Here is a 26,505-nt window from a genome sequence, read left to right on the forward strand (position 1 = left end):
TAAAGCTCCATAAGAGTTGTGTCTGTGTAGAACAATAATTTTAAAATAATAAAAATGGCGCTCCGTAGGAGCGCTATCTTTTTTATAAATTTAAACATGAAAAAGTCTGAGCTTAGAAAAAAATACCTTGAAAAAAGAATGTCTTTGTCTGATGAAGAAATATTTCAGCAGTCTGAAGAAATTTTTAGAAATTTCATTGGATATTTTAAACCTTTACCGGAACAAAAAGTACATATTTTCATTCCGATTCATAAATTCAGGGAAATTAATACCCGGTTTTTCATCGATTATTTTTTTAGCCGTAATATCAAAGTATTTGTACCGAAAGTAGTAGATACCAAGTTGATTTCTGTGGAAATTTTTAAAGATACAATATTCGAATATAATCAATGGAATATTTCAGAGCCTGTTTCCAACGAAGACTCCGGAATTTCCGATTTCGATTATATTATTACGCCATTGCTTTACGGCGACGGATGTGGCAATAGAATAGGATATGGCAAAGGTTTTTATGACCGTTTTTTTGAAAATATTTCTGCAAAATCAAAAAAAATCGGAGTTAATTATTTTAACCCCGATGAAATTATCGATGATGTCCGGGAAGAGGACGTTCCTTTGGATTATCTGGTTACTCCTACCGAGGTGCTGTCTTTCTTCAACAATGGATTGGAATAAAAGTTAAGAAAGAAAAATTTAAACTCCTTTTTTGTATTCGGCGTGGAAACAAGGATGTATTGTGCATTTTTCTCAAACGTTCCCAATGTTTTATTCTTATTGTCGAAATATTCTACACTAAACTTGGCAAAATCCAGCGTATCCTGATTGTGGATGTCTTTATATACTTCCAGATTATTTACTTTAACGGTTTTTACTTTCAAGCTGTCTAACTCATGAAAGAGATTTTTGAAAGTTAGGCTGTCCGGTTTATGGAAATAGCTCTGCATCTGAGAATAAATCAGGGTGTCAATTTCCGTATTTTTATTTCCTGATAAATACAGCGTTGAAAGGTCCAGAAGTTCCTGAACTTTTTGTTTGGTAATATAATTAATAGCCTGTGCGCTGTCCATCTGTACCGCAGGATAAGTTTTGGTATTGTTGCTGTTTCGAAGCTTATCCAGATCACTTAGTTCATTTTTTTTGTTGTTACAGGAAACAAATGCAAGAAGCAAAACTGTAAATATTAAAAAGTTATTTATTCTTTTCATCTGTTGCAATTTTAAATTTGATGGAGATGATTTTTCCGTTATTGTCTTTTTTCATTTCAATAACACTTAAATTTTTCAGGGAGGTTGTCGGTGTTGTTACCAGCGTAATGTATTTCTGTTTGTCTAGCCTTTCTATTCCATAAATGTTATTGTCATAAATCTGGTAAATAACAGCATTACTGCTGATTAAACTTTCCAGCTGGTTTCTTTTTCTTTTAAGTTCTTCCGGATCGCCGTTGGCGTCTTTAATGGAGAAATAATAGGCTGCCATCTTGTAATCATCCGGTTTTAATTCTATAATTTCTTCATCCGGTGCATTTTCGAGACTTCTGTTGATTTCCAGATATTCATAGAATGGGGAACTGATCTGCATTTTCAGGTTTTTGTCTTTTGTTGAATAATAAAAACATTCTCCCGGTTTGATTTTATAAAGAATCGGGGATTCGTTTTCCTTGATCACTTTAATTTCTATCGTGTTTACAACACCAACTCCTCTGTCTGCGTCAGTGAAACAATATTTATATGTTTTCGAAAAAATAACATCTTTAAATCCTAAAAGGCCAGTAAGAATGACAAGAAGAGATGTTACAAGTGCCCAAACGTTTTTTCTAATAAAACTTTTCTTTGGTTTTAGCGCATCGGTATTAATGGCGGTTTGTAACTCCTGATTTTGATTAATTGTTTGATTTTCAGTATTCGATTTTTGTAAATCTATATTGTCAGTTGCTTTTTGATCCTGTTTTTGACCGGAAATTTCGTTTGTTGAGTGAATAAGAGATTCTGAAACTGTTTTTTCTATTTCAATAAGATCTTCATCGGTAATTTCTTCCTCATCCTTTAGTAATTCTCCGGCAAAAAGATGTTGCTTTTTAAATTCATACCAAGACTCATAACCCGCATAAATACTTAATAAATTGAGCATGTCAATTCTGGGTAATTTGTTTACAGGAGAGTTTTTAAAATAGGTATAAAAAGATTTTTCGCTGATGTTTCCTTTCGCTTTTTTGCGAAGGTCTTCCTGAAAATAGATGATATCAATACCCTTCCATTTAGAAATATCATCATAGGAAGGGGTATGTTCTTTCAGATATTGAGCCTGTACATCCCTTTTCAGCTGCTCAAAGTGTAATAAATCTAAATCAGTCAATTTATTTTTAAATAATTAAATTATTGATTATCAGTTGTATTTATTTGTAAAACTATTTTACAAAGGTATTACAATTATTTTTCTTAAACAAATTTTCTATCTGCTATACCTTTGTCTCGTTCAAATAACCGAACAGAGAAAAAGATTTTATAAAACAATATTAACAAAATTAAATTTAATTTATTATGAAAAAGTCATTATTCGTAGCTGCTATCGCTGCTATCTCTTTAGTTGCTTGTAAAAAAACTGAAACTAATTCAACTGACGCTGCTAAAGATTCAGTAAACGCTACTGCTGATTCAGCTACTACAGCTATCGATTCTACAGCTGAAGCTACTAAAGATTCAGTAAACGCTAACGCTGAAGCTGCTAAAGATTCAGTTAAAGCTGATGCAAAAGTAGCTAAAGAAGAAGTTAAAGCTGAAGCTAAGAAAGAAGAAGCTGCTAAATAATTAAAGCACGCTTTTAAAATAAAAGAACCGCTCACTCAGTGATGCGGTTTTTTTATCTTTATACATCGTCAGCAGCCGATATTGTCTATACTATCTATGATCTTTTTTGTCTCAGTGCTTCATAGCAGGTAATGGCTACCGCATTGCTCAAATTTAAAGAGTCTATACTTCCGGCCATGGGAATAAGCGTGTTCTTTCCTTTTCCTATCCAGAATTCACTCAAGCCGGAGTGCTCCGTTCCAAAGATTACGGCTGTTTTTTGCCTGAAATTTCTTGTGTATAGATCTTTTGAACTTTCATCCATAATCGTGGTATAAATTTCATAACCGTTTTTATTCAGGAACTCTAAAGTCTCCTCATTGGCTGCCTGGAAAACATTCATCCCGAAAAGACACCCTACACTAGATCGTATAACATTGGGATTGTAAAAGTCTGTTTTCCCGTCGGAGACGATAAGCCCATCAATCCCGAAAGCTTCACAACTTCTTAAAATGGCACCTAAATTTCCGGGCTTTTCAACACCTTCCACTACAATGACGGTAGAGTCTGCTTTAGGCTTAAATGAAAATAGATCGGTTTCTTTCGTTTTGTAAATACCGATTATTCCTTCCGAACTTCCACGATATGCAATCTTCTCATACACTTTTTCGCTTACCAGATGGATTTTACCTTTTGGAAATACTTTCTGAAAGATATTTTCACAGATGAAAAACTCAACAGGTTCAAAACCGAAGGTTTGTGCCCGCTCATTTTCCTGCAGTCCTTCAACAGCAAAAACGCCGGATTTTTTACGAAATCTGTTGTCGGTAAGGAGTTTGGTGATGTACTTTACTTTGTCGTTCTGAAAGCTTTCTATTAACATACTGCAAAATTATGTAAAATCTTTTTAAGATCCTTCTCATAATTGTACATAACGAATACGCTCCGGCCGGAGCGTATTCGTTATGTAATTCTTTATGCTTTGTGAAGTTTACTCCCCTGAAATATCAAGATGGATCTGCGAGCTGTCAATGAGACTCTGAGGAAGTTCTTTTTTGTTTTTTATGCCCAATTGCTTCAGTTTCTGGGTTTGTATAACCAGATTGTCATTTCCTGTAGAAAGCTGTTTGAAAGCATCATTATAAACATTCTTGGCCAAATCAAGATTCTTACCTACTTTTTCCAGGTTATCGATAAAGCCTACAAATTTGTCATACAAACGGGCTCCGCGGTCTGCAATTTCCATAGAGTTCCGGTTCTGATATTCACGTTTCCAGAGATCTGAAATTAATTTTAACGAGGTGATCAGATTGCTTGGATTCAATAGTAAAATACGTCTTTCATAGGCATAGTTCCAGAGATCCTGGTCTGCCTGCATCGCAGCAATATATGCCGGTTCACTCGGAATAAACATCATTACGAAATCCAGGGATTTCCCGTAATCGTCATAGGCTTTCTGGCTCAGTTGGGTGATGTGATTTTTTATGGATGACAGGTGCTGGTTAAGCTTTATGCGGTATATGTCCTGATCTGTTTCGTCAACAAGTTCGGTAAAGGCAGTAAGAGAGACTTTTGAATCGATAATCACATTTCTTTCATCGGGGTATTTTACTACAGCATCCGGGCGCATTTTTTTTCCTGAAAATTCTGAAAACAATGCTTTGTTGTCCTCGTCTCTTAGTTCATGTTCCAGAAAATATTCCCTGCCTTTTACCAATCCGGATTTTTCCAGAATACTTTCCAGGATCATTTCTCCCCAGTTTCCCTGTGTTTTGCTTTCGCCTTTCAAGGCGCGTGTCAGTTTTTTGGCATCTTCTGAAATCTGCTGATTCAGCTCGGCAAGCTCTTTTACCTTTTCTGCAAGTGAGAAGCGTTCTTTGTTCTCTTTTTCATAAGCTTCATTAACCCTGTTTTTAAGGTCTGTAATTTTTTCCTGAAAAGGTTCCAGAATAGTTTTGAGATTGTGCTGATTTAAAGTGGTGAATTTCTCTGCTTTTTCTTCTAAAATTTTATTGGCTAAATTCTCAAACTGAAGTTTAGATTCCTCCTGAATTTTGGTTATTTCCTGTTTTTGGGTTTCAAGAGATTTCTGTAGGCTTTCATTGATTGCTATAAGTTCGGAGTTTTTGGCAAATAACGATTGTTTCTCTGCCAGAAGATTTTCGATTTGAGAAGTCTGTTTTAGCTGTACTAGTTTTTGATCTGTAAACTGTGTGTTTAATGAGGTGTATTCCGCTGAAATTTTTGCAAATTCGTTTTTTAAATCATTTAACAAATCAGCCTGCTGAAGATTCAGTTCTTTATCTTCCAGAATATTTTGATTCAGTTCCTGAATTTTGAGATTTGAATTTTCCAGGTCGGAATTGCTTTTAATGTATAAATTATTGAGCTCGTCAAAAGATTTTCTTGAAATCATTGACGATTTTAAAGCAAAATAAAGAATGACCGCACCGATAACTCCGCCCATGATGCATCCGATTATTAAATATATGATCTCCATTTTTCAAAATTACAAAAAGGAAAGCTGAATTCTTTTGCGGGAAACCGTAAGTTTTAATTCAGGAATAAATTTCTTAAATATTGGTTCATGGAAAGGTGGTAAACGTTTCAAAACGTATATTTGTAAATATTATTCATGATTCCATTAATTTAAATTTAAAATATTTTTAATGAAATTTTTAACGATCGCAGCCATTATGTTTTCAGCCGTTGTATCAGCACAGGATTTTGCCAATTATGCTAAATATGAAAAGCAAAACCAAGAGATTTTATCTCAACACATAGTTCCGAATACAGTGTTTATGGGAGATTCCATTACGGAAGGCTGGTTTTCTACGGATCCTTCATTCTTTACGAAAAATAACTTTGTCGGAAGAGGAATCAGCGGACAGGTGACTTCGCAGATGCTTTTGAGATTCAGGGAAGATGTTATTAATCTGAAGCCGAAACGTGTGATTATTCTTGCGGGAACAAACGATATTGCTGAAAATCAGGGTCCGATTTCTCTGGATAAAGTATTCGGAAATATTGTTTCGATGGTTGAGCTGGCAAAGGCAAACAATATTAAAGTGGTTTTATGCTCACTTCTACCGGCCTATGATTTCGGATGGAGAAAAAATATGCATCCGGCGGAAAAGGTTATTGCCCTCAATACGATGATTGAGAGGTATGCAAAAAAGCACAATATTCCGTATGTGGATTATCATTCAGAAATGAAAGATTCAAGAAACGGACTGGATAAAATCTATACGGAAGACGAAATTCATCCTACTGCAAAAGGGTACGAAAAGATGGAATCTATCCTGATTAAAAAGTTAGGGGTAAAATAAATCTGCTTACACATTTTTTGTTGAAGCAAGAATTTCAATATTTTTTACAACATCATTGCTTTCGCATTTCTTTAATTCTTTAAGCAAAGCCGATGTTGTCATTTTAGGGTTTACAATCTGCGTAGCTACTTTTGCGGCGGCATAATCAATAATCCCGATGACGGACTCCCGTAAAAAACCGGGCGTGTTTGAAGTGATGACTGCCGATGCCCACGAAGTTTCCCTGGCTTTTGAAATGGCAAAATCCAGAACGGCGTTGTCTTTTCCGTTTGAAATTTTGTCAATGAGGTCTACCGGATAGCAGATTTTATTTAATTAGTCCTGAACTTCCTGGTTGATCGACGCAATCACGTTGTTGATGTTTTCAAAGTCTTTCTTTAAAGGATTGATTTTCCGGTACGGCATGATGGAAGCTGCGGAAACGCCGAGATCGAGATTGATATGAGCATTCATCCCGAGGAAGATATGCTGGAGAATCAACAGGTTTTTATTCTTTGCCGCTTCAAAAGCAATATACCAGGAATGGGTGCACTTTTTTCCTTTGGAATATGCTTCCCATGCCTGGAGATAACGATTTGCAAAAGCAATATCAAGGAGTATCATTCTTGGATTGTCCACAAATTTTTTCTGTTGGATTCCTTTCAAAACCTGCGCGGTCATGATGCGGTACGTACAGGCAAAATATCCAACCGGACTTTGATTTTTCTTTGCCCAAAGGATAATATCGTCTAATTTTTTCAGAACTTCTTCAATGGTTTTCATAGTGTTTTTGTTTATTTGTTGGAAAAGAATTATTCTGTTTTGAAAAATTTATAACCGTTTTCGTTGTTTATTGTAAATTCTGATTTAAACAGGATTTTTATTTTAACATCTGCTAATTTTAAATAGTTATCAGGATCTGGTTGAGGCTCAGTTATTTCAATAAGTAATTCTTTATTATACCATTCTTCTTTTTGATAAATCTTATAATTAATTGAATTTATATCTATTACGAGTATTTTTTTATTAAAATTATAAATATTAATTATTGGTATTGTTTTATAAAATGAATGACAATAGGGAATTTCAGTTGAATTATATTCAATGTGATCTCTCAAAATCTCTAGTGATTTCCAATTTCCAAAGATTAATGGATTTGAAGGTTTGTCAAGCTGTCTTAAAAACCTATCAATTTGTGAGACCAAATTTTCATTTGATGTTGTTAGTCTATTTTTATTTTGCTGACGATGTAATTGTGAAAAAAAATCCTGATTAATAAAATTAGCTACCCTTGCTCCAATATCAGAAAGGCCTATAATGCTTTGGTAATAATCTCCATCAATAAATGCGAACCTAGACTTTTGCATATTAATATGTTCACCTAGCCCATTTTTTTCAACAATATTATTAGCATAATTAACTCTTCCAAAATATTTTAAAATATTTGGAATAATTGCATTTTTATTAAATAAATCTCCAACAGCATTTGTAAAATCTTCAATTTTGGCTTTTGAAAGAGGTGTTTCGATAATTTTTGTTAGGAATTGTTTTTCTTGATAATTTTTTAATTGTAAATAAATATCTTTGACTATCTTTTTGTATTCGGTATATATTTTCTCTGTGTTTTCTATATTATGATAAAAGAATTTTAGCCAAAGATCTAGTTCTCTTTCTATATTAATGAACTCTTCTTCTATTGTATCTAATTCAAATCTAAAAGTATCTTTGATGTTAACTTTTTCAATATTAAAATTATATGATAGCAAATTGAATTTAATTAAAAATACGACAAAACTAAATGAAAGCCATGTTCGTGGAGTTAATGCAAAGTAAGCTTCTCCAATTGGTGGCTTTTCCAAATACCAATCTGCTATTCCCCAAAGTCCATTATCTACTTCATCAAGTAAATCGTAATATGTATTGAATATGTATTCTTTTTTTTCGTAAATATTGGTATTCAAAATATTTTCAAGAATGCTTAAGTCGTACTGAGAAATATCAATTTTCTTTTGATTGTATAGGTAAAGCAGCCAAAAATAAATTGTTAAACTAAAGTAATATCGGTATTTTTTAGCCTCATCAAAACTTGAATTAAACATGGTTTCTTTCAAGCTTTTCATCAAAATATTGAAGTGTTCAACATTTCTGTTTTGCAAAATAACCCTTAATAAATTTACAAGGCCATAATATGAAATTTCTACAAAATCATTTTTTGTTTCGTAATATTCATAACTTCTTATGTTTTCTGAAAATCTAATTGTAAATATTTCTATCAAATTTTTTTGATGAAATTCTGTTAGGTAACTGTATATATTCGATGGAATTAATACTAGATCGACATACAGTTTTTTTGTATTATCTGATGTTAAAAAAAATAATGTATCCCTAATATAGAAAAGTAAATTATTAAATATTTTTATATCATTTTTCTCGGCACTACTAATTAAACCATTTTCTAAAGTTTTTATAATGCTATTAAGTTCATCTGGTAAAGTATTACCATATTTTTGGTTATATTTAGATGTAAAAATCATATTTGCGTTTTTGTATACAATTCAATTATTTCATTTATATTTTCAAAATCATCACTCAGTGATTCTATATTTCCGCTTTCAATATTTTTATTTAATCTTTTAACAAACAGCTTGAAAATTTGATCGTCTGTTATTTTAAAGTTTGGTTTGTTTTTAAAAATGTATAATTCTTTTATAGTAGATATATCTTCATTAGAAGAAGCAAAAAGATAGTCATTGTCTATTTCAAACATTGAATCAATATGGTAAGTGTAAATTTTTTGATTTGCTATGCGTTTTAATGTTTTTTCGGCTTTATCAATTTTGAAGTCTGTAAGATATTTTGTTGATGTAAAATTGATATAAATCTTATTTTTGTTCTGATCTTCAAAAGTCAAGAATCTTGACGATTTTGTGAACATCATTTTTTCAAAAAAAAGATCTAATGAATTATTGAAGTCCTTTTTTACTTTTTGTATATAAAATTTTGTTTTTATTTCTCTTATTAATTCTTCATTCAATATTTTTTTTCTGTCATTGCTTAAAATGAAAGTAAATACATTGTTATATAAATTAATTATTAATAGAATAAAAAAGATGAAAGAGTATCCCAAAAAGAGAAGAATGTCATGTTTAGTTCGAGGAATAGATTCTCCCCAGATATTTAGTAGGACTAAATAAAAGATTATAGAAAATCCTAAATAAGTAATAAATTTATATTTAACTTTTTTTTGAATGATATGCTCGAAATGATCTCTATCATCTTTTAAATGAGTCAATAATAAGTTAGTTATTGTTAGGTTTAATGTTACGAATGTAATGGCGCTACTTGTTAATATTTTCAACACATCATCATAATTAAATTTTACAAATCCTAAAAAATTATTATCAAAATAATCATATAAGAATATTATTGTTATTGGTATTAGGAATAAAATGATAAGTTGCTTGAAATTTAGTTTAGTAATTGGTTCTAATATACTATCCCACCAGTTTTTTTATTAACAAAATCTGGCATATCATTATCAATTTGGATTTGGATTTGTTTTAGAAGAGTCATCTGGTTAGTTAGTTAGTTAGTTAGTTAGTTAGTTAGTTAGTTAGTTAGTTAGTTAGTTAGTGATTCTCTTTCGCTATTTCCTTATGATGCTTCAGATACATCGGCAATGCCGCTGATCCGTACCACGGGAAAATCTCGTAGCTGAAAACCCCGGCCTGAACAGCAGGATCAGTCTTTACCCATTGCTCCGCTTCTTCTTTTGATTGGGTATTGAAGATAAACATGCCGCGGTAGTTTTCCTTGTTTTTTTCCAGAAACGGACCTGCAACAACAATTTTCTCTTCATCAGCAAGCTTACCGATGTTGGCTAGATGACCTTTCATCAATTCTGTCATTTTGGCTTTGTCTTCAATTTTAGCAGGACCGGTGGTGAGCATGACAATAACATAAGGTTTCATCCCGTACTGATCGGCACCGAGTTTTGTTGCAAGATTCTGGTTAAATGTATTTTCTGAATTGTTTCCGGTAGCATTGGCTCCGGGTTTTCCGGGTTCTCCGTCTTTGCCTCTGGTAACGATACAGGAAGAAAGAAGGGAAGAAAGGAACAACAGGAACAGGATTTTTTTCATTGTATTAATTTTTTATTCTTAAAAATTCTTTGGCAAGCTCAATCATTTTAGGATCTCCTGTATATTTTCCATGTTCGTCGGAAAGTTTTACGGTAGGAATCCATTCTTTGTTCGGAGCCTGAACACCAATTAATTTCATCACAATATTCATTGGTTTTAAGCCTACATCATTGGTGAGATTAGTGCCAATTCCGAAAGATACACCAATTTTTCCTTTGCAATAGTTTGTGATTTCCTCCACTTTTTCAAGATTCAGCCCATCGGAGAAAATAATATATTTAAATAAAGGATTGATGCCGTGTCTTTGGTAATGAGCAATGGTTTTGTCTGCAAATTCAAGTGGATCGCCGCTATCGTGACGTACACCGTCAAATAATTTGGCGAATTTTTTATCAAACTGCTGAAAAAAAACATCAGTGGTATAAGTGTCTGAAAGAGCTACTCCAAGATCTCCGCGGTAAACATCTACCCAATGCTCCAGAGCCAATTCGTTGGCCATCTTAAAACCATATTCTGCAGCGTGGAACATAAACCATTCATGGGCATGGGTTCCGATTGGTTTTACTCCGTATTTCATGGCGAAATGAACATTGGAACTTCCAATAAATGTTGAATTTTTATTTTGGGTTAAAGCTTCCGTTACCAGGTTTTGTACCCTGTGTGAATGTCTTCTCCGTGTTCCAAATTCTGCGAAATTAACTCCGAGTTTTTCTAAGGTTTTAGCTTTTTCGAGAGTTCTGTTCATCACGATTTCATTGGAATCTCTTTCCATATGGTTCATTTCGTAATGAAGTTCGCTGATTAAAGCAAGCAGGGGAACTTCCCAAAGTATTGTTCTGTACCAGAGTCCTTCCACGGTTACGGAAAGTTCGCTTCCTTCCTGGTGTATTTTTACTTCAGAAGGATCGTAGTGATAGCCTTCAAGGAAATCAAGGTAGGGTAGATCAATATACGGACAGGTTCTCGCCATGTATTTTTTTTCTTCTTTGGTAAGCTTGAGCTCTGCCATTTTATTAACGGCTTCCCGTAAAGCGGCATCAAAACCTTCCGGGAACTGGTGTTTTCCGCGGTTGATAAATTCATATTTTACCACAGAGCCTGGAAAAAGTTTTACCACAGCATTCTGCATGGTAATTTTATAGAAATCGTTATCCAGAATGGAATTTAATCGGACGTCATGCATAATTGTGTAATTTATACGCAAATATAATTAATAAAAATAAAATCACCTAAATGTAAGGTGATTTTTTTAATTGAAGATGTAAAATTTTATTATTTACCTAAGTAAGAATTATACATCCAGACTTCTTTTTCCTGTTCTGTGATGTAGTCGCTCATTTGGGAATTGGTTCCTTCATCTCCGGCTTCATCTGTAATATCCAGGAGCTCTCTTTGCAGATCAATCACCACTTTAAATGAATTGAGGATGTTTTCTACACTTTTGTTCGCGTCATTTACTTCCTGGCTTTCTTTAATGGTTGCTACTTTAAGATAGTCGGAATAGTTGTGAGCCGGTGTTGCGCCGAGCGTTAGAATTCTTTCGGCGATTTCATCAATCTTTAAGACAAGATTATTATACAGTTCCTCAAATTTCGGGTGAAGGGTGAAGAACTGATCTCCTTTGATATTCCAGTGAGAACCTCTTGTATTCTGATAGAATATGGAGTAATTGGCTAAAAGTACGTTCAGTTTTTCCGCTATTTTTTGGCAGTCTTCTTCCTGAAGTCCTATAATGTTTGCATTTTTCATATGAATGATAGTTTATTTTTATATGACAAATTTAAGTAAATATTATGCCGAAATGTTTATTTGGTGATTGATGATACTTATCTTTGAAATTCTTAGAATTAATGTATATGTTCAGTAAATCGAAGCTTGCCTTAAAAAGCTTTTTAGTTTCAATGACTGTTTTTACAATGGTATGTGCCGGATATTATTTATTGTCTGTTTCTAAAACAGATGGGTACTACCTGTATCTTATTGATGATGCCTATATACATCTGGCGATGGCTAAAAATTTCGCACTGTATGATGTCTGGGGAGTTACTCGGTATAAGTTTTCCTCAACTTCATCCTCACCGCTTTTTACCGGTCTTCTCAGTGTGCTGATCAGGCTTTTGGGAAATAATGATCAGCTATCTCTTTATTTTAATATTGTATTCGGTTTTGGGACAGTGTATTTTTTAAGCCGGTATTTTTCAGAAATATTCAGTAAAGCTAAATATATTGTCATTTCGGTACTTTTTACCTTGTTTTTTTCGGTGCTGCATCTACAGGTGCTGTCCGGGATGGAACATGTTTTCCATGTTTTCTTATTTGTACTGAATATATACTGTTTATCAACATTTAAAAATAAATATTCAATTGCAGGATTTTATCTGTCGTTATTATTGATGGGACTGGTGCGTTTCGAAAGCATGTTTTATTTTGTTATTCTTGCTTTTGTCTTTGCCTTAATGCAAAAATGGAAAGAAACCATTCTGATTTTAGTAACGGGATTTATTCCGATAGTACTTTTTTGTTGGTTTAATTATCAGCAGGATGGGTTTTTATTCCCGAATTCCGTTATTGTAAAAGGAACAAAATTCAGCTTTGATTCAAACTTTCCACATCAGTTAAAGGCCATTTTTTTAGATAACTTTTTGTTGAATATAAGCTTTTATAAAATCGGTTTTTTTCCTTTGGTGCTCAGTATTATTTTTATTGTAAGAGATTATAATAAAAAGAATTTCCACGAACTTGTTAAAAGCAACTTTCTTTTAATAGTGATCTCTATGCTGATGATTTGTCATTCCATGTTTGCAGACCTTAAAGGTATGTTCCGGTATGAGGCCTATATTTTAACGGGGTTTTCAATGGCTCTTATTCCTAAGCTTAAAGATCTTTTTGAGAATTTTAAAAGCTACATTAAAAATGAAAAAATAATTTCAGCGATTGTGCTGATGAATATTCTTTTGCTGATTTATAAATGTTCTTTCGCGCATCTGATGTTGGAAAACGGTGGGAAAAACATTTATGAACAGCAAATGCAGTCCGCAAAATTTCTGCATACCTATTATAATGAATCAAAAGTAGTGGCAAATGATATCGGTGCCATTACCTATTTTACTGACATTCATTTGTTGGATACTGCAGGCTTAGGCTCTGTGGAAACAATTGTTTTTAATGAAAATAAAAGAACTCCGGATACGGAATTCCAAAATTTTCTGAAGGATTATACGATCCATAATAAATATGATATTGTCATTATTTACGATGCATGGCTTCAAAACCATATCCCCACAAACTGGAAAAAAGCCGCTGAACTGAAAATAAAAAATCCGATTACCGTAGCAAGAGATAAGGTATCTATTTATGCTGTTGATAAGGATAACCTCGAAAAACTTAAAGAAAATGTAAGAAGCTTTAGATGGAATAAAAATGTTGAGGTAACAATCATGGCTCAACCGTAAGTGTCTGTTAATTAAATTTTAAATAAAATTATTATTTCTATATAACTGCTTGTTAATTAAAAAAATATTATTATTTTTGCACCCTAAAATAAAAAGCAATTAAATGCCTACTATTCAACAATTAGTAAGAAAAGGAAGAGCCACGCTTGCCAAGAAGAGCAAATCGGCTGCCCTTGATTCTTGTCCACAAAGACGAGGTGTATGTACGAGAGTATATACTACCACTCCTAAGAAACCGAACTCTGCACTAAGAAAAGTTGCAAGGGTAAGACTTTCTAATGGTAAAGAAGTCAACGCCTACATCCCGGGCGAAGGACATAATCTTCAAGAGCACTCGATAGTATTGGTAAGAGGCGGAAGGGTGAAAGACCTACCGGGAGTACGTTACCACATCGTAAGAGGTGCATTAGACACCGCTGGTGTTAATGGAAGAACACAGAGAAGATCGAAGTATGGAGCTAAGAGACCTAAACCAGGGCAAGCTGCAGCTGCACCAGCAAAAGGAAAGAAAAAATAATCATTAAATAAGGAATAAAACAATGAGAAAGACGAAAGCTAAAAAAAGACCGTTGTTACCAGATCCGAAATTTAATGATCAATTGGTAACTAGATTCGTAAACAACTTAATGCTTGACGGTAAAAAGTCAATCGCATTCAAAATTTTCTATGATGCGTTGGATATTGTAGAAACTAAAAAAGGAGATACTGAGAAAACAGCCCTTGAAATCTGGAAAGATGCATTAACGAACGTTATGCCTCACGTAGAAGTACGTTCCAGAAGAGTAGGTGGTGCTAACTTCCAGATCCCGATGCCAATCAGAGCAGATAGAAAAATTTCTATGGCAATGAAATGGTTAATCAAATATTCTAAAGCTAGAAATGATAAGTCTATGGCTTTGAAACTGGCTAACGAAGTAGTAGCTGCTTCAAGAGAAGAAGGTGCTGCATTCAAAAAGAAAACTGATACTCACAAAATGGCGGAAGCTAACAAGGCTTTCTCACACTTCAAATTCTAATCTGAAATGGGAAGAGATCTTAAATTTACAAGAAATATTGGTATTGCTGCTCACATTGATGCAGGTAAAACAACCACTACAGAAAGGATTTTATTCTATACAGGTGTAAACCACAAAATTGGAGAAGTTCACGATGGTGCTTCTACAATGGACTGGATGGAACAGGAAGCAGAAAGAGGTATTACCATTACTTCTGCTGCAACTACTTGTAACTGGAATTTCCCAACAGATCAAGGTAAGAAATTACCTGAAACAATGCCTTACCACTTCAATATTATCGATACACCGGGACACGTTGACTTCACCGTAGAGGTTAACAGATCTTTGAGAGTATTAGATGGTTTGGTATTCCTTTTCTCTGCCGTAGACGGTGTAGAGCCTCAGTCTGAAACAAACTGGAGATTGGCTGACAACTACAAAGTTGCGAGAATGGGATTCGTAAACAAAATGGACAGACAGGGTGCTGACTTCTTGAACGTTGTAAAACAAGTAAAAGAAATGTTAGGATCCAACGCCGTTCCAATCGTTTTACCAATCGGTGCTGAAGAGGATTTCAAAGGAGTTGTAGACTTAATTAAAAACAGAGCGATCATCTGGGATGAAGCTGGACAAGGTGCTACTTATGAAGTAGTTCCAATTCCGGAAGACATGAAAGATGAAGTTCTTGAATATAGAGAGAAATTAGTAGAAGCTGTAGCTGATTATGATGAAACTTTGATGGAGAAATTCTTCGAAGATCCGGATTCAATTTCTGAAGAGGAAATCAACGAAGCGCTTAGAAAAGCTACGATCGATCTTTCTATTATCCCAATGACTTGTGGTTCTTCTTTCAAAAACAAAGGGGTACAGTTCATGCTTGATGCTGTTTGTAAATATCTTCCTTCTCCATTGGATAAGGATAATATCAAAGGAACAGACCCAAGAACTGACGCTGATATCGAAAGAAAACCATCTGTTGATGAGCCTTTCGCTGCATTAGCATTCAAGATTGCTACTGACCCGTTCGTAGGTAGATTGGCATTCTTCAGAGCTTATTCAGGAAGACTTGATGCAGGTTCTTATGTATTGAATACCCGTTCAAACAACAAAGAAAGAATCTCAAGAATCTATCAGATGCACGCGAATAAGCAAAATCCGGTTGAATTTATCGAGGCTGGAGATATCGGTGCTGCTGTAGGATTTAAAGATATTAAAACAGGAGATACATTATCTGATGAAAAGAACCCAATCGTTCTTGAATCAATGATCTTCCCGGATCCGGTAATCGGTATCGCTGTTGAGCCTAAAACGAAAGCTGACCAGGATAAAATGGGTAACGCTTTGGCTAAATTAGCTGAAGAGGATCCAACGTTCCAGGTGAAGACTGACGAGGCTTCAGGACAAACTATCATCTCCGGTATGGGTGAGCTTCACTTGGATATCATCGTAGACCGTATGAGAAGAGAATTTAAAGTAGAAGTTAACCAAGGGCAGCCGCAAGTAGAATACAAAGAAGCGCTTACACAAAAAGCTAACCACAGAGAGGTTTATAAAAAACAGTCTGGAGGTAGAGGTAAGTTCGCGGATATCGTATTTGAAATCGGTCCTGCAGACGAAGGTAAAACAGGTCTTGAATTCATCAACGAAATTAAAGGGGGTAACATTCCTAAGGAATTCGTTCCTTCCGTTGAGAAAGGTTTCAGAGAAGCTATGAAGAATGGTCCTTTAGCCGGATTTGAGGTTGAATCTATGAAGGTTACCCTTAAAGACGGATCTTATCACCAGGTTGACTCGGATCAGTTATCTTTCGAATTGGCTGCGAAGTTAGGTTTCAAAGAATCTGGTAGAGCTGCTAAAGCGGTTATCATGGAACCGATCATGAAGCTGGAAGTAGTAACTCCTGAAGAGTACATGGGTGATATCGTAGGTGACCTTAACAGAAGAAGAGGTACGGTAAACGGTATGGATGACAGAAATAACGCTAAAGTTATCAAAGCTTTCGTTCCGCTTTCTGAAATGTTTGGTTATGTAACTTCTCTTAGAACGTTATCTTCAGGTAGAGCAACATCTTCTATGGAATTCGAGAAATATGAAGCTGCTCCTACAAACGTTGCTGAAGAAGTAATCGCTAAGGCTAAAGGTTAATATTAAATTAGATTAAAATGTCACAAAGAATCAGAATAAAACTTAAATCTTACGATTACAACCTGGTAGATAAATCTGCAGAGAAAATCGTAAAAACGGTAAAGGCTACAGGTGCTGTTGTAAACGGACCTATTCCATTGCCAACAAACAAGAGAATCTTCACTGTGTTGAGATCTCCACACGTAAACAAGAAGGCAAGAGAGCAGTTCCAGTTATCAGCTCACAAGAGACTAATGGATATCTACTCTTCTTCTTCTAAAACTGTTGATGCTCTAATGAAATTAGAACTTCCTTCAGGTGTAGACGTAGAAATTAAAGTGTGATAAATATGCTGGAAGATGGAAGTCTGAAGATGGAAGTTTTCTAGTCCTCACAATGGAGTTTCCAAACGCTGAGCGTAGTCGAAGCGTGCTATGATAAAAAGTCCCTTTTCGAAAGAAGAGGGATTTTTTATTGCATATAATAAAAATATATAATCAATTGTTAAAATTAGTATTATGTATTGCAAGGTTCTATTTTATATGTATATTTGTGGAAAATATTACTATGAATAAACTCTTCTATCTGATCACGCTATTGGCAGTATCTGTTACCGCGCAGACTCACCGTTTTATATATGATGTTGTTTACCGGCCGGATTCTGCGTCAACGGAAGTCCGCAAAGCCAATTACTATCTTGATATTAATCCTGATGAAGTATTTTATTATGAACGTCCTTTCTTTGTAAGCGATTCTATTGAAAAAGCTTCCGGTTTAAGAACATTCAGCGGTAAGGTTACTGATCTTATAAGTAAAAAAATTAAATCCGGGCAGTACATTCTGTACAGCATCCAGAGTTATGATATTTACCAGTTGAAAGATAAACCTAAAATCTTCTGGAAAATTGAAAAAGAGACTAAGAAGTCTTCCTCACTTCAGCTCCAGAAAGCAACGGGGAAATTCGGTGGAAGAAACTGGATCGCCTGGTTTTCAAAAGACATTCCTTTTCAGGAAGGCCCGTACAAATTTCACGGATTACCCGGACTGATCGTTGAAATTTATGATGATAAGGAGAATTATCATTTTTCATTAAACCAATCCGAAAATTTTACCGAAACACAATTCATAGAATTCTATAAAAACGCTAAAGCCAGAGGGGTGGAGATTCCGTACTCAAAATACCAGTCGATGTTGTTGAGCTACTATCATGATCCTATAAAATTTATCAACAGCGGCCAGATCGAGATTAATGAAGAACATAAATTAGGACTTGAAGACGGAAGAATAATTTATAAGCCCGAAGAGCTTCGGCAGTATGCACTTGAAGAACAGCAGCGAATTAAAAAATACAATAATCCAATTGAACTTGACAAAGCTGTTAATTATCCTGAAGTAAAAAAATAAGTCAGCAAAAACATACAACTATTACTATGAAAAAATTTCTACTTGCAATGATCTTGTTTAGCTTATCTTGCACTGCACAAACGCACCGATTCATTTACGAATATCATTTTAAAACCGATTCTACCGCATCCGAAAAGAGAAAAGTAAATATGGTGCTCGATGTGAATCCGGAAGATGTCAAATTTTATAACTATGATTTTGTTCTTACAGACTCTATCAATAAGACAAAAGGCGAAAACAATGTGGTTTGGGATGATACTCCTGCGCTTACAAGAAAGAAAAATTCGGCAGTAAATTCAAATTATATTATGGTTCAGAATATGTTTATTGTGGAAACCAGTGATAAAATAAGCTGGAATCTTGATAATGAGACAAAAATGACCGGAGGTTATAAGCTTCAGAAAGCAACGGCAAAATACGGAGGCAGAAACTGGACCGCCTGGTTTACTAAGGAGATCAGCCTGAATGAAGGTCCGTACAAATTTAATGGCCTTCCCGGAATGATTTTTGAGATTTATGATGATAAAGATAACTTCAGATTCTCATTGATAAAAAGCTATAAACTTTCCAAAACATACGAAACATTGGGAATTCTCGAAAAGTTCGGAGGCCAGAATCCTGTCAAAATTCCTGAATCCAGGCTTAAAAAAATGTTGCTTGATAATTATAACGACCCGCTACATACCTTTAAAGAACATTATAAAAACAACACCCATCCTGATGCCCGTTTTATGGTAATGGGAATCGAGGTGAAAAGCCCGGAACAGTTCAAGGAACTTTCTGAAATGATGCAGAAAAATATTAAAAAAAACAACAATCCCATAGAACTTGATAAAGCAATACACTATAACTAATCTTACAACCAGTTAATTTGACCCAAACTCTGCCACTTCGGCGGAGTTTTTGCTGCTTTTTTATTGAAAAAATTAATATAATGTCTAAGTCAGATCAAAGTATATTTGAAAGATTTTCAAATTGGGCAACAAAATTTACAGGAAGTTCCTATGCATTTATCGGAGCAACATTAATCGTAATTATCTGGGCTGCTTCAGGACCAGTTTTTAAATATTCTGAAACCTGGCAGCTCGTCATTAATACAGGGACGACCATTATCACTTTTCTGATGGTTTTTTTAATTCAGAAAGCGCAGAATAAAGATTCTAAAGCCATTCAGATTAAACTGAATGAGCTGATTGCCGCAAATGAAAAAGCAAGCAATAGAATAGTGGATATTGAAGATCTTACGGAAAAGGAGCTTGACCAGTTGCATTGTTACTATGAAAAACTTGCGGATTTTGCGGAAGAAGATACCGATATTCATTCATCGCATTCCATCGATGCCGCACAACGAAATCAGGATTATAAAGATGCATTGTTCAGAGAAAAACATGAAGAATGGCTGCGTGAACAAGAAAAAAAGGAATCCCAATGATTCCTTTTTTTATTACTTCATAAAGTAACTGAAATAAGTACAGCTTCCCATGAGATTTTTAGCTGTTTCCGTATCGGCATACTGAGATTTTAACAGAGAAAAATAAGTTCTGTATTTCTGGTTTTTAATCTGATCAAGCTGTTTCTGATAAGCGTCACTTTTCTCACTCCATTTCGGATCAGAGTAATCTACATTGGAAGGGTGTTTAGCTTCGTACTGATAATATTTACCCTGTTCGGCACTCGCCATTTGAAAAAGAATTCTTGCTTTCTGTTCTTTATTGGTCGACGTATTTAAAGCTCGTTTATAATAGTTGATGGCCAGATCAAAATTATCCGGTTCAATATAAATTCTGTCCGGAAATCCTTTATAATAATACTTGTATGGATTTGCCCTTTCCGAATTGTCAAAATAGTATTTTCCTCCGTTTGAATTATCAAGATCCATCACAAAAAGCTGTCTGTAATATCCGAGAATTGAAGTATTGTACAATACATTTCCTATTAACTGATTGGCCGCAGCAGATTTTTCATCTTTCCCGTTCCCTGCTTTTTTAAGTTGGATCAATGCATCCGCCAGCTCCAGTTTATTCATGTTGGGCCTAATAAATGGAAATGCCGAATAATCTTCCTTCTTCATGCTTTCTTCAGGTGCACTCTGATAACTTATCCAAACATTATGGCCAAAGACAAGATCAGGGATATTGCTGAATCCATTATATGCTCCTGCCGGATATTTCAACGGAGTAACTCTTTTCTCATCATAGTTCCATTCGGATCTTGGAATTCCGGAGAAGTTCTGCGCTTTTGCATAATATGATTTAGCTTTTTCAAAATCTGCCTGTCTCATGGCCCGGTCTCCATAAATTACAGCAAAAAATGCATCAATATTTCCTACATCGTTAATATTTTTAGCAATAATCTGTTGCTCAAACTGTGTTTTATTAGGTTTCCTGTAAAACTCTTCCACACTTTTCACAAGACTTGAGTTAGGACTGTACTGCAGATCGGAAAGCTTATTATTCATCAGGAAAGATTTGCCGTCTTCACCCTGAAGAAAATAACGGTTGGCAAGAACGTCTTTCAGAAAGTCTGCTGTAGAGGGAACTTCACCGTAATAATTGTATTCATCTGTTTCGGTGCTGTCTTTTTTTACCTCCGGTTTTTCTGCAAAATATTCTGAATAATCTTTCATTAAATGATCTTCGTAATCCGCATCAATTTTCGGCTGGGAAACAATATCATTCAGAACTTTCATTCTTTTAATCTCTTCTGTATATTCCGGATTGGAAGTTTTAATATTCTCAAGAATTTCGGTGCTTGCTTTATAATCTTTTTTCAGAAATTTCAGGTATGCATCTGCAATCTGCCAATATTCATCCTTGGATTTTTCTTTTGTTTTAGAAGTGAATTTTTCCAGGTCGTCCAGAAAATCCCTGGTTTTATCATCATACCAGTAATTATTTCTGGTGAAAACAGGAATTCTGTCCGGATTATCAAGAAGTTCATCGTCACTTTGATCTGCTTTTCCATCAGGAGAATTTTTATCTTTCTTACTGCTGAAAAGATTTTTGAAAAATCGTACTATTTTTTGCCAGAATGATAGTTCCTCTTTTTTAGGCTCTGCAGTTTCTGTTGCATTCTGTCTTGTGTTTTTATCTGCGGTATGTTTCTGAACGGCATTACTGTTATCGTCATTATAATAATAAATAGGAAGATAGCTTCTTTCTAACTCATTAATGCTTCTCACCGCCATTACTTTCAGGATCTCCGAATCCGGATTGATGTCAAACATCTTTTCCATTACGGGGATAGGATTATTAAAGTCTTCGTAGCCTAAAAGGAAATAAGCCATATTTTTATCTTCATCCGTTGCTGCGCGCTTAAGAATATTATTGAAAGAAGCAGTATCTGAAAGTTTCATGGAGACAAAAGCGGATTCTTTTCTGCTCTTGCTGTCCCGGAAAACCTGAAAAAAATTCCAGTTGGCTTCACTGTTCATTCCCAGGCCCCGCTGTGCTCCCGCAAGCTGGTCAAGGGCCATGATGTAAGGAGCTCCTTTCAATCTCAAAGGTTCTACATAGGCTTTAAATGCTTTTACCGCTGCGTCGTAATTTCTTGTGTAATGATTGAACCGTACGAGCTGATAGCCGTATCGCTGTTTTATTTCGGGATTTTTTGCAGCATTATATAATGAAGTCAATGCAGCAATGGTTTTATTGTAATCAAGATTGGTTGCGTTCTTTCCTGTTCCCGGCTCTCTATAATAAAAGGAATCTGCAGTTTCAATATAATTAATTTTCATATAAGGCTCCAGATATTTGGCCTCGATAAGATAATCGATTCCTTCAAGGTATTTTTGATAAAATCCCGGTCCTAATGCTACTAATAGCTGGTTGGTGGGCGATCCTTTTTTTAAAGCATTCAGGTCATTCATATTCATTTTATTGACCAGGTATTCCGTCTGCGCATAGCTTAATTGATTATTGAAATATCTTTTCCATGATTCAATATTTTCATCCGGAATCAGGGACGGTTTAAAATCAGTATAAAATCTGGTTGAATAGCTGTGAAGAAAAGGAAGGTAAGATTTATCCTTAATAATACTTTGTGTAAAAAGATTGAAATATTCATAATCCGGATCAGACCAGGCACAGGCTCCGGATTGTGTATAAAACAGCGAAACAACGGCGAGTGAAAGAAAATATTTTTTCATTGTATAGCGGTGTTTGGTTATCGTTTGAATCGTTAAGGTAATAGAAAAATTAAAAATTCAAATTTCGGTTATTAACAAATTTACGGTCAAGCTGATAATAAATAATAGAGTAACGGGAAATTTTTTTATCAAGAAAATCCGTAACCTCAGTGAGCTGATTGTCGGAAATAGATTCGATTTTAATCCTGAAACCTTTATTCATATAGTTTCCGAAATAAAAGCCGTCTTGGAGAATTTCAATTTCGTGATCGGAGATCTTTTTGAAATTTGAATTTTCAAGATCTTTTTCAGATAAAGCGTTAATCAGTTTATGCTTACCTAAATGATTGGTAACAATTCCCCAGGAATAAATGGGCAGCGCAACCTCTATGCTTTTAATGGGATATTTATCGATATCTTTTAAATAACTTTTAAGAATCTGGACATCCAGAATAGAATTTTTACCGGAATTTTCCAGCGGTGAGGAGGTAGAGTAGCACATAAGATAAACCTTATCAACCGGCGGAATGCCTGTCATGGATTTATCCCGTACCTGATGAAGACGGAGCGTGCAGGTGATTTCTTTGCCTGAGATTTTTTTCAGTTCTTTTAAAAAGGTAAAGTAATCATTACGCGTTCCCGCTGTCCAGTCACAGTCGATCTGTATTTCTGATGCTGAGTTCAGATGATAGTCTGTAATTTTCTTTTTTACCAGCTCATTGATGCTTCGGGCAAGAAAATTTATTTCATCTTTTTTGATGTAAAGAAAAGTGCGGTTGGTAATAAAAATAACGGGAACTATTTGTTGATGGACGATAAAACTTTTGTCTTGGATAATAATACCTACAGGCTGGAATTTTTCTCCGGATCTATCAACATCAAAAAAGCGGGTATAGAGATAAGGAACCGTAGTTTTATTCAACGCCATTTTTTCGTCGTCGTTGAGGCTAAGTTTTGTTTTCCAGTAATAGAAAGTGTACGGATGATCTTCCTTTGTGCTACAGGAAAATATGAGAAGCAGAATTAATAAGAATCTCAGTGATTTCATTATTGATACAAATCAATATCATCAAAGGTATAAGCAGAATTTATGGTTTCTACAGCATTGCTGATGTTTCTTTCAAAGAATTTAAAAGGACGATTGAATACATTCTTCAAATGCGGAATTAGTTGGTTGTACGTGTTTTTCATATCATCAGGAGGTTTAAATAAATTTAACCCAACAAAAATCAAACCGTAATTACTTTAATCGAAGAATGGTTATAATGAAAAGATTTTGTTATTCACAAATTATTCTTCCTAATTTTTCTTCCGATTTTACAAAAATGATCTAATTGATTAAAAATCAAAATATTTTGCACGAAATATTTGTCAGTTATAAAATTATTCATAAATTTGCACACTCATTTTAGGGGCGTAGTATGCCTACATCAAACGTAGAAATTACTTCAGACTTCCTGAAAATGACGATAAATAAAGGATAAATTTTATTATAACATAAACAATGTCAGGTATTATTGGTAAAAAAATCGGTATGACTTCTTTGTTTGACGAAGCAGGGAAAAATATTCCTTGTACAGTTATTCAAGCTGGTCCGTGCTCGGTTTTACAGGTCAGAACCATTGAAAAAGACGGTTATAAGTCAGTTCAATTAGGTTTCGATGACAAGAGTGAGAAGAACGTTGGTAAAGCGTTAGCTGGTCATTTTAAAAAGGCTGGTTCTGCTCCTAAAGCTAAATTGGTAGAATTCTACAGAGAGTTCGTTGATGAAGTGAAAGTAGGAGAAGAGGTAACGGTTAACTTATTTGCTGAAGGTGAATTTGTTGACGTAACAGGTACTTCTAAAGGTAAAGGTTTCCAAGGTGTTGTTAAAAGACATGGCTTTGGAGGTGTAATGCAGGCAACTCATGGTCAGCACAACAGACTTAGAGCTCCAGGTTCTATCGGTGCTGGATCAGACCCTTCAAGAGTATTCAAAGGGATGAGAATGGCTGGTAGAATGGGAGGTAAGCAGGTAACTGTACAAAACCTTCAGGTATTAAAAGTGGATCAAGATCAGAATCTTTTAGTAGTAAAAGGTGCTGTTCCGGGAGCTAAAAATTCTTATGTAATTATCAGAAAATGGAACTAGTAGTATTAAATACATCAGGAAAAGAGACCGGAAGAAAAGTAACTCTGGACGAAACAGTATTCGGAATAGAGCCAAATCAGCACGCGGTTTACTTAGAAGTTAAACAGTACCTTGCTGCACAAAGACAAGGGACTCATAAAGCAAAAGAAAGAAGCGAAATCACTGCTTCTACTAAAAAACTTAAGAAGCAAAAAGGATCTGGTTCTGCCAGATACGGGGATATCAAATCTCCTGTGTTCAGAGGAGGAGGTAGAGTATTCGGACCAAAACCAAGAGACTACAGATTCAAATTGAACAAAGCTCTTAAGAGATTAGCTAAAAAATCTGTTTTATCTCAGAAAATGAGAGATAACAGCATCAGAGTTTTAGAAGATATGAGCCTAAACGCTCCTAAGACTAAAGATTTCATCACTGTATTAGATGCGTTGACATTAAACGGTAAAAAATCTTTGTTTATTCTTCCTGAAGCTAACAAGAATGTGTATTTATCTTCAAGAAACTTACCTAAAACTAAAGTAATGAACTACAACGAAGTAAGTTCTTATGATTTAGTAAATGCAGGTGAGATCGTATTCTTTGAAGGTGCAGTTGAAAAATTCCAGGAAAATTTAAAGAAATAAATCATGTCAGTTATTATTAAACCAGTTATTTCAGAAAAGGCTAATTACCTTACGGATTTAAGAGGTACTTATTCTTTCTTGGTAGATACCAAAGCGAATAAGATCCAGATTAAAAAAGCTGTGGAAGCAGCTTACGGTGTAAAAGTAGCAGACGTAAATACAATGATTTATGCTCCTAGAGTTTCTGCGAAATATACTAAGAAAGGTCTTCAGGTTGGAAAGACAAATAAATTGAAAAAAGCGGTAATCAAACTTGCTGAAGGGGAGGTTATCGATATTTTTGCTGTAAATTAATTATAATTATAAATAATAGTAATGTCTGTTAGAAAATTAAAACCTATCACCCCGGGACAGAGATTCAGAATTGTAAACAATTTTGAGGAAATTACTACCAACAAACCAGAGAAATCTCTTACAGTTGGTATTAAAAAGTCAGGTGGACGTAACCAAACAGGTAAAATGACCATGCGTTACACCGGAGGTGGACACAAAAAGAAATACAGAATTATTGACTTCAAAAGAAACAAAGCAAACGTTGAAGCAACTGTAAAATCTGTAGAATACGATCCAAACAGAACTGCATTTATCGCTTTATTAGAGTACGCAGACGGAGAGAAGAGATATATCATCGCTCCAAACGGTATCAAAGTAGATCAGAAAGTGGTTTCAGGTGAGAACGTAGAACCAAACGTAGGAAACGCAATGAAATTGAAAAATATTCCATTGGGTACTGTGATTTCTTGTGTTGAAATGAAGCCTGGTCAAGGTGCTATTTTAGCAAGAAGTGCTGGTTCTTCAGCTCAATTAACTTCAAGAGACGGGAAATATGCGATCATCAAATTGCCTTCAGGAGAATCTAGAATGATCCTTACTGAATGTATGGCAATGATCGGTTCAGTTTCCAACTCTGATCACCAATTAACTGTATCAGGTAAAGCAGGTAGAAGCAGATGGTTAGGTAGAAGACCAAGAACAAGAGCGGTTGTAATGAACCCTGTAGATCACCCAATGGGTGGTGGTGAAGGACGTTCTTCTGGAGGTCACCCAAGATCTAGAAACGGTAAACCGGCTAAAGGTTACAAAACTAGAAAGAAAAACAAAGTGTCTAACCGTTACATCGTATCTAAAAGAAAATAATTATGGCAAGATCACTTAAAAAAGGACCGTTCATTCATCATACTTTAGATAAGAAGGTTCAGGCAAATATAGAGTCTGGTAAGAAGACAGTTATCAAAACTTGGTCTAGAGCATCGATGATCTCTCCGGACTTCGTAGGACAAACTATTGCTGTACACAACGGGAAATCTTTTATCCCTGTATATGTTACAGAAAACATGGTAGGTCACAAGTTAGGCGAATTTTCTCCAACAAGATCTTTCAGAGGTCATGGTGGTAACAAAAACAAAGGAAGCAGATAATC

Annotated in this window: 28 protein-coding genes and 1 pseudogene; 16 read left to right on the forward strand and 13 right to left on the reverse strand. The window is 34.8% G+C overall.

Annotated features, from left to right (window positions below):
- Positions 1 to 96 precede the first annotated feature (96 nt).
- Positions 97 to 675, forward strand: a complete 579-nt coding sequence (locus tag BUA76_RS06040; protein WP_072883901.1) for a 5-formyltetrahydrofolate cyclo-ligase — start codon at positions 97 to 99, stop codon at positions 673 to 675.
- Here BUA76_RS06040 and BUA76_RS06045 read toward each other — a convergent pair.
- Positions 621 to 1,205 carry a hypothetical protein gene (locus BUA76_RS06045; protein WP_072883902.1) on the reverse strand — a complete coding sequence of 195 codons (585 nt, stop codon included), beginning with the start codon at positions 1,203 to 1,205 and terminating at the stop codon, positions 621 to 623. The genes BUA76_RS06040 and BUA76_RS06045 overlap by 55 nt on opposite strands.
- Positions 1,189 to 2,352, reverse strand: a complete 1,164-nt coding sequence (locus BUA76_RS06050; RefSeq protein ID WP_072883903.1) for a hypothetical protein — start codon at positions 2,350 to 2,352, stop codon at positions 1,189 to 1,191. The genes BUA76_RS06045 and BUA76_RS06050 overlap by 17 nt, the downstream gene beginning before the upstream one ends.
- Before the next feature lie 185 nt (positions 2,353 to 2,537).
- On the opposite strand from BUA76_RS06050, the gene BUA76_RS06055 reads away from it, so the two are divergent.
- Positions 2,538 to 2,804: a hypothetical protein gene (locus tag BUA76_RS06055; RefSeq protein WP_072883904.1), complete on the forward strand. Its 267-nt coding sequence runs from the start codon at positions 2,538 to 2,540 to the stop codon at positions 2,802 to 2,804.
- Positions 2,805 to 2,898: 94 nt separating this feature from the next.
- On the opposite strand, the gene BUA76_RS06060 is transcribed toward BUA76_RS06055, so the two are convergent.
- Complete coding sequence (locus BUA76_RS06060) at positions 2,899 to 3,666, reverse strand: TrmH family RNA methyltransferase (protein ID WP_072883905.1); 768 nt, start codon at positions 3,664 to 3,666, stop codon at positions 2,899 to 2,901.
- 108 nt (positions 3,667 to 3,774) lie between these two features.
- The gene (gene rmuC / locus BUA76_RS06065; protein WP_072883906.1) at positions 3,775 to 5,283 is read right to left on the reverse strand and encodes a DNA recombination protein RmuC; all 1,509 of its coding nucleotides are present in this window, start codon (positions 5,281 to 5,283) and stop codon (positions 3,775 to 3,777) included.
- A gap of 169 nt (positions 5,284 to 5,452) precedes the next feature.
- On the opposite strand from rmuC, the gene BUA76_RS06070 reads away from it, so the two are divergent.
- On the forward strand, positions 5,453 to 6,112 hold the full coding sequence (locus BUA76_RS06070; protein ID WP_072883907.1) for an SGNH/GDSL hydrolase family protein: 660 nt from the start codon (positions 5,453 to 5,455) through the stop codon (positions 6,110 to 6,112).
- 6 nt (positions 6,113 to 6,118) lie between these two features.
- On the opposite strand, the pseudogene BUA76_RS19530 reads toward BUA76_RS06070, so the two are convergent.
- The 6 genes and pseudogenes from BUA76_RS19530 to BUA76_RS06100 form a co-directional block, all read right to left on the reverse strand.
- Positions 6,119 to 6,874, reverse strand: a pseudogene (locus BUA76_RS19530) (DUF5995 family protein).
- A 29-nt stretch (positions 6,875 to 6,903) separates the two neighbouring features.
- Positions 6,904 to 8,625, reverse strand: coding sequence for a hypothetical protein (locus tag BUA76_RS06080; RefSeq protein WP_072883908.1), 1,722 nt, complete (start codon positions 8,623 to 8,625; stop codon positions 6,904 to 6,906).
- Positions 8,622 to 9,452, reverse strand: coding sequence for a hypothetical protein (locus tag BUA76_RS06085; RefSeq protein WP_143149869.1), 831 nt, complete (start codon positions 9,450 to 9,452; stop codon positions 8,622 to 8,624). Before BUA76_RS06085 ends, BUA76_RS06080 begins: the two co-directional genes overlap by 4 nt.
- 268 nt (positions 9,453 to 9,720) lie before the next feature.
- Positions 9,721 to 10,233: a YciI family protein gene (locus BUA76_RS06090; RefSeq protein ID WP_072883910.1), complete on the reverse strand. Its 513-nt coding sequence runs from the start codon at positions 10,231 to 10,233 to the stop codon at positions 9,721 to 9,723.
- A 4-nt stretch (positions 10,234 to 10,237) separates the two neighbouring features.
- Positions 10,238 to 11,416: a nicotinate phosphoribosyltransferase gene (gene pncB / locus BUA76_RS06095; RefSeq protein WP_072883911.1), complete on the reverse strand. Its 1,179-nt coding sequence runs from the start codon at positions 11,414 to 11,416 to the stop codon at positions 10,238 to 10,240.
- An 89-nt stretch (positions 11,417 to 11,505) separates the two neighbouring features.
- The gene (locus BUA76_RS06100; RefSeq protein WP_072883912.1) at positions 11,506 to 11,982 is read right to left on the reverse strand and encodes a Dps family protein; all 477 of its coding nucleotides are present in this window, start codon (positions 11,980 to 11,982) and stop codon (positions 11,506 to 11,508) included.
- 152 nt (positions 11,983 to 12,134) lie between these two features.
- Here BUA76_RS06100 and BUA76_RS06105 point away from each other — a divergent pair, with 152 nt between their 5' ends.
- The 8 genes from BUA76_RS06105 (at position 12,135) to BUA76_RS06140 (ending at position 19,640) form a co-directional block, all read left to right on the forward strand.
- Positions 12,135 to 13,685 (forward strand): hypothetical protein, encoded by a 1,551-nt coding sequence (locus tag BUA76_RS06105; RefSeq protein WP_143149870.1) that lies wholly within the window; start codon positions 12,135 to 12,137, stop codon positions 13,683 to 13,685.
- Positions 13,686 to 13,788: 103 nt separating this feature from the next.
- Positions 13,789 to 14,202 carry a 30S ribosomal protein S12 gene (gene rpsL, locus BUA76_RS06110; RefSeq protein WP_002983146.1) on the forward strand — a complete coding sequence of 138 codons (414 nt, stop codon included), beginning with the start codon at positions 13,789 to 13,791 and terminating at the stop codon, positions 14,200 to 14,202.
- Between the two features lie 22 nt (positions 14,203 to 14,224).
- Positions 14,225 to 14,701: a 30S ribosomal protein S7 gene (gene rpsG, locus BUA76_RS06115; protein ID WP_072883914.1), complete on the forward strand. Its 477-nt coding sequence runs from the start codon at positions 14,225 to 14,227 to the stop codon at positions 14,699 to 14,701.
- Between the two features lie 6 nt (positions 14,702 to 14,707).
- Entirely contained in the window at positions 14,708 to 16,825 is a 2,118-nt protein-coding gene (fusA, locus tag BUA76_RS06120) for an elongation factor G (protein ID WP_072883915.1), read from the forward strand.
- A 17-nt stretch (positions 16,826 to 16,842) separates the two neighbouring features.
- The gene (gene rpsJ / locus BUA76_RS06125) at positions 16,843 to 17,148 is read left to right on the forward strand and encodes a 30S ribosomal protein S10 (protein ID WP_002661363.1); all 306 of its coding nucleotides are present in this window, start codon (positions 16,843 to 16,845) and stop codon (positions 17,146 to 17,148) included.
- A 223-nt stretch (positions 17,149 to 17,371) separates the two neighbouring features.
- Positions 17,372 to 18,208, forward strand: a complete 837-nt coding sequence (locus BUA76_RS06130; protein WP_072883916.1) for a GLPGLI family protein — start codon at positions 17,372 to 17,374, stop codon at positions 18,206 to 18,208.
- A gap of 26 nt (positions 18,209 to 18,234) precedes the next feature.
- Positions 18,235 to 19,062 (forward strand): GLPGLI family protein, encoded by an 828-nt coding sequence (locus tag BUA76_RS06135; RefSeq protein WP_072883917.1) that lies wholly within the window; start codon positions 18,235 to 18,237, stop codon positions 19,060 to 19,062.
- A gap of 80 nt (positions 19,063 to 19,142) precedes the next feature.
- Positions 19,143 to 19,640: a low affinity iron permease family protein gene (locus BUA76_RS06140; RefSeq protein WP_072883918.1), complete on the forward strand. Its 498-nt coding sequence runs from the start codon at positions 19,143 to 19,145 to the stop codon at positions 19,638 to 19,640.
- Between the two features lie 12 nt (positions 19,641 to 19,652).
- Here BUA76_RS06140 and BUA76_RS06145 read toward each other — a convergent pair whose 3' ends face one another.
- Genes BUA76_RS06145 through BUA76_RS19185 form a run of 3 tightly spaced genes read right to left on the reverse strand, consistent with a single transcriptional unit; the run spans position 19,653 to position 23,525 of the window.
- Complete coding sequence (locus BUA76_RS06145) at positions 19,653 to 22,355, reverse strand: hypothetical protein (protein ID WP_072883919.1); 2,703 nt, start codon at positions 22,353 to 22,355, stop codon at positions 19,653 to 19,655.
- A gap of 49 nt (positions 22,356 to 22,404) precedes the next feature.
- On the reverse strand, positions 22,405 to 23,382 hold the full coding sequence (locus BUA76_RS06150) for a hypothetical protein (protein ID WP_072883920.1): 978 nt from the start codon (positions 23,380 to 23,382) through the stop codon (positions 22,405 to 22,407).
- Positions 23,382 to 23,525 (reverse strand): hypothetical protein, encoded by a 144-nt coding sequence (locus BUA76_RS19185; protein ID WP_178337306.1) that lies wholly within the window; start codon positions 23,523 to 23,525, stop codon positions 23,382 to 23,384. The genes BUA76_RS06150 and BUA76_RS19185 overlap by 1 nt, the downstream gene beginning before the upstream one ends.
- 313 nt (positions 23,526 to 23,838) lie before the next feature.
- Here BUA76_RS19185 and rplC point away from each other — a divergent pair, with 313 nt between their 5' ends.
- Genes rplC through rpsS form a run of 5 tightly spaced genes read left to right on the forward strand, consistent with a single transcriptional unit; the run spans position 23,839 to position 26,503 of the window.
- Positions 23,839 to 24,465, forward strand: coding sequence for a 50S ribosomal protein L3 (gene rplC, locus BUA76_RS06160; RefSeq protein WP_072883922.1), 627 nt, complete (start codon positions 23,839 to 23,841; stop codon positions 24,463 to 24,465).
- Entirely contained in the window at positions 24,456 to 25,085 is a 630-nt protein-coding gene (gene rplD / locus BUA76_RS06165; protein WP_072883923.1) for a 50S ribosomal protein L4, read from the forward strand. Before rplC ends, rplD begins: the two co-directional genes overlap by 10 nt.
- Before the next feature lie 3 nt (positions 25,086 to 25,088).
- Positions 25,089 to 25,379, forward strand: a complete 291-nt coding sequence (rplW, locus tag BUA76_RS06170) for a 50S ribosomal protein L23 (RefSeq protein WP_029297784.1) — start codon at positions 25,089 to 25,091, stop codon at positions 25,377 to 25,379.
- Between the two features lie 21 nt (positions 25,380 to 25,400).
- Positions 25,401 to 26,222 carry a 50S ribosomal protein L2 gene (gene rplB, locus BUA76_RS06175; RefSeq protein WP_072883924.1) on the forward strand — a complete coding sequence of 274 codons (822 nt, stop codon included), beginning with the start codon at positions 25,401 to 25,403 and terminating at the stop codon, positions 26,220 to 26,222.
- A 2-nt stretch (positions 26,223 to 26,224) separates the two neighbouring features.
- A complete protein-coding gene (gene rpsS, locus BUA76_RS06180) occupies positions 26,225 to 26,503 on the forward strand; it encodes a 30S ribosomal protein S19 (RefSeq protein WP_002983209.1) in 279 nt (92 codons plus the stop codon).
- The last annotated feature ends 2 nt before the right edge of the window (positions 26,504 to 26,505 follow it).

The organism is Chryseobacterium takakiae, assembly GCF_900129385.1.
Classification (GTDB): Bacteria; Bacteroidota; Bacteroidia; order Flavobacteriales; family Weeksellaceae; genus Chryseobacterium; species Chryseobacterium takakiae.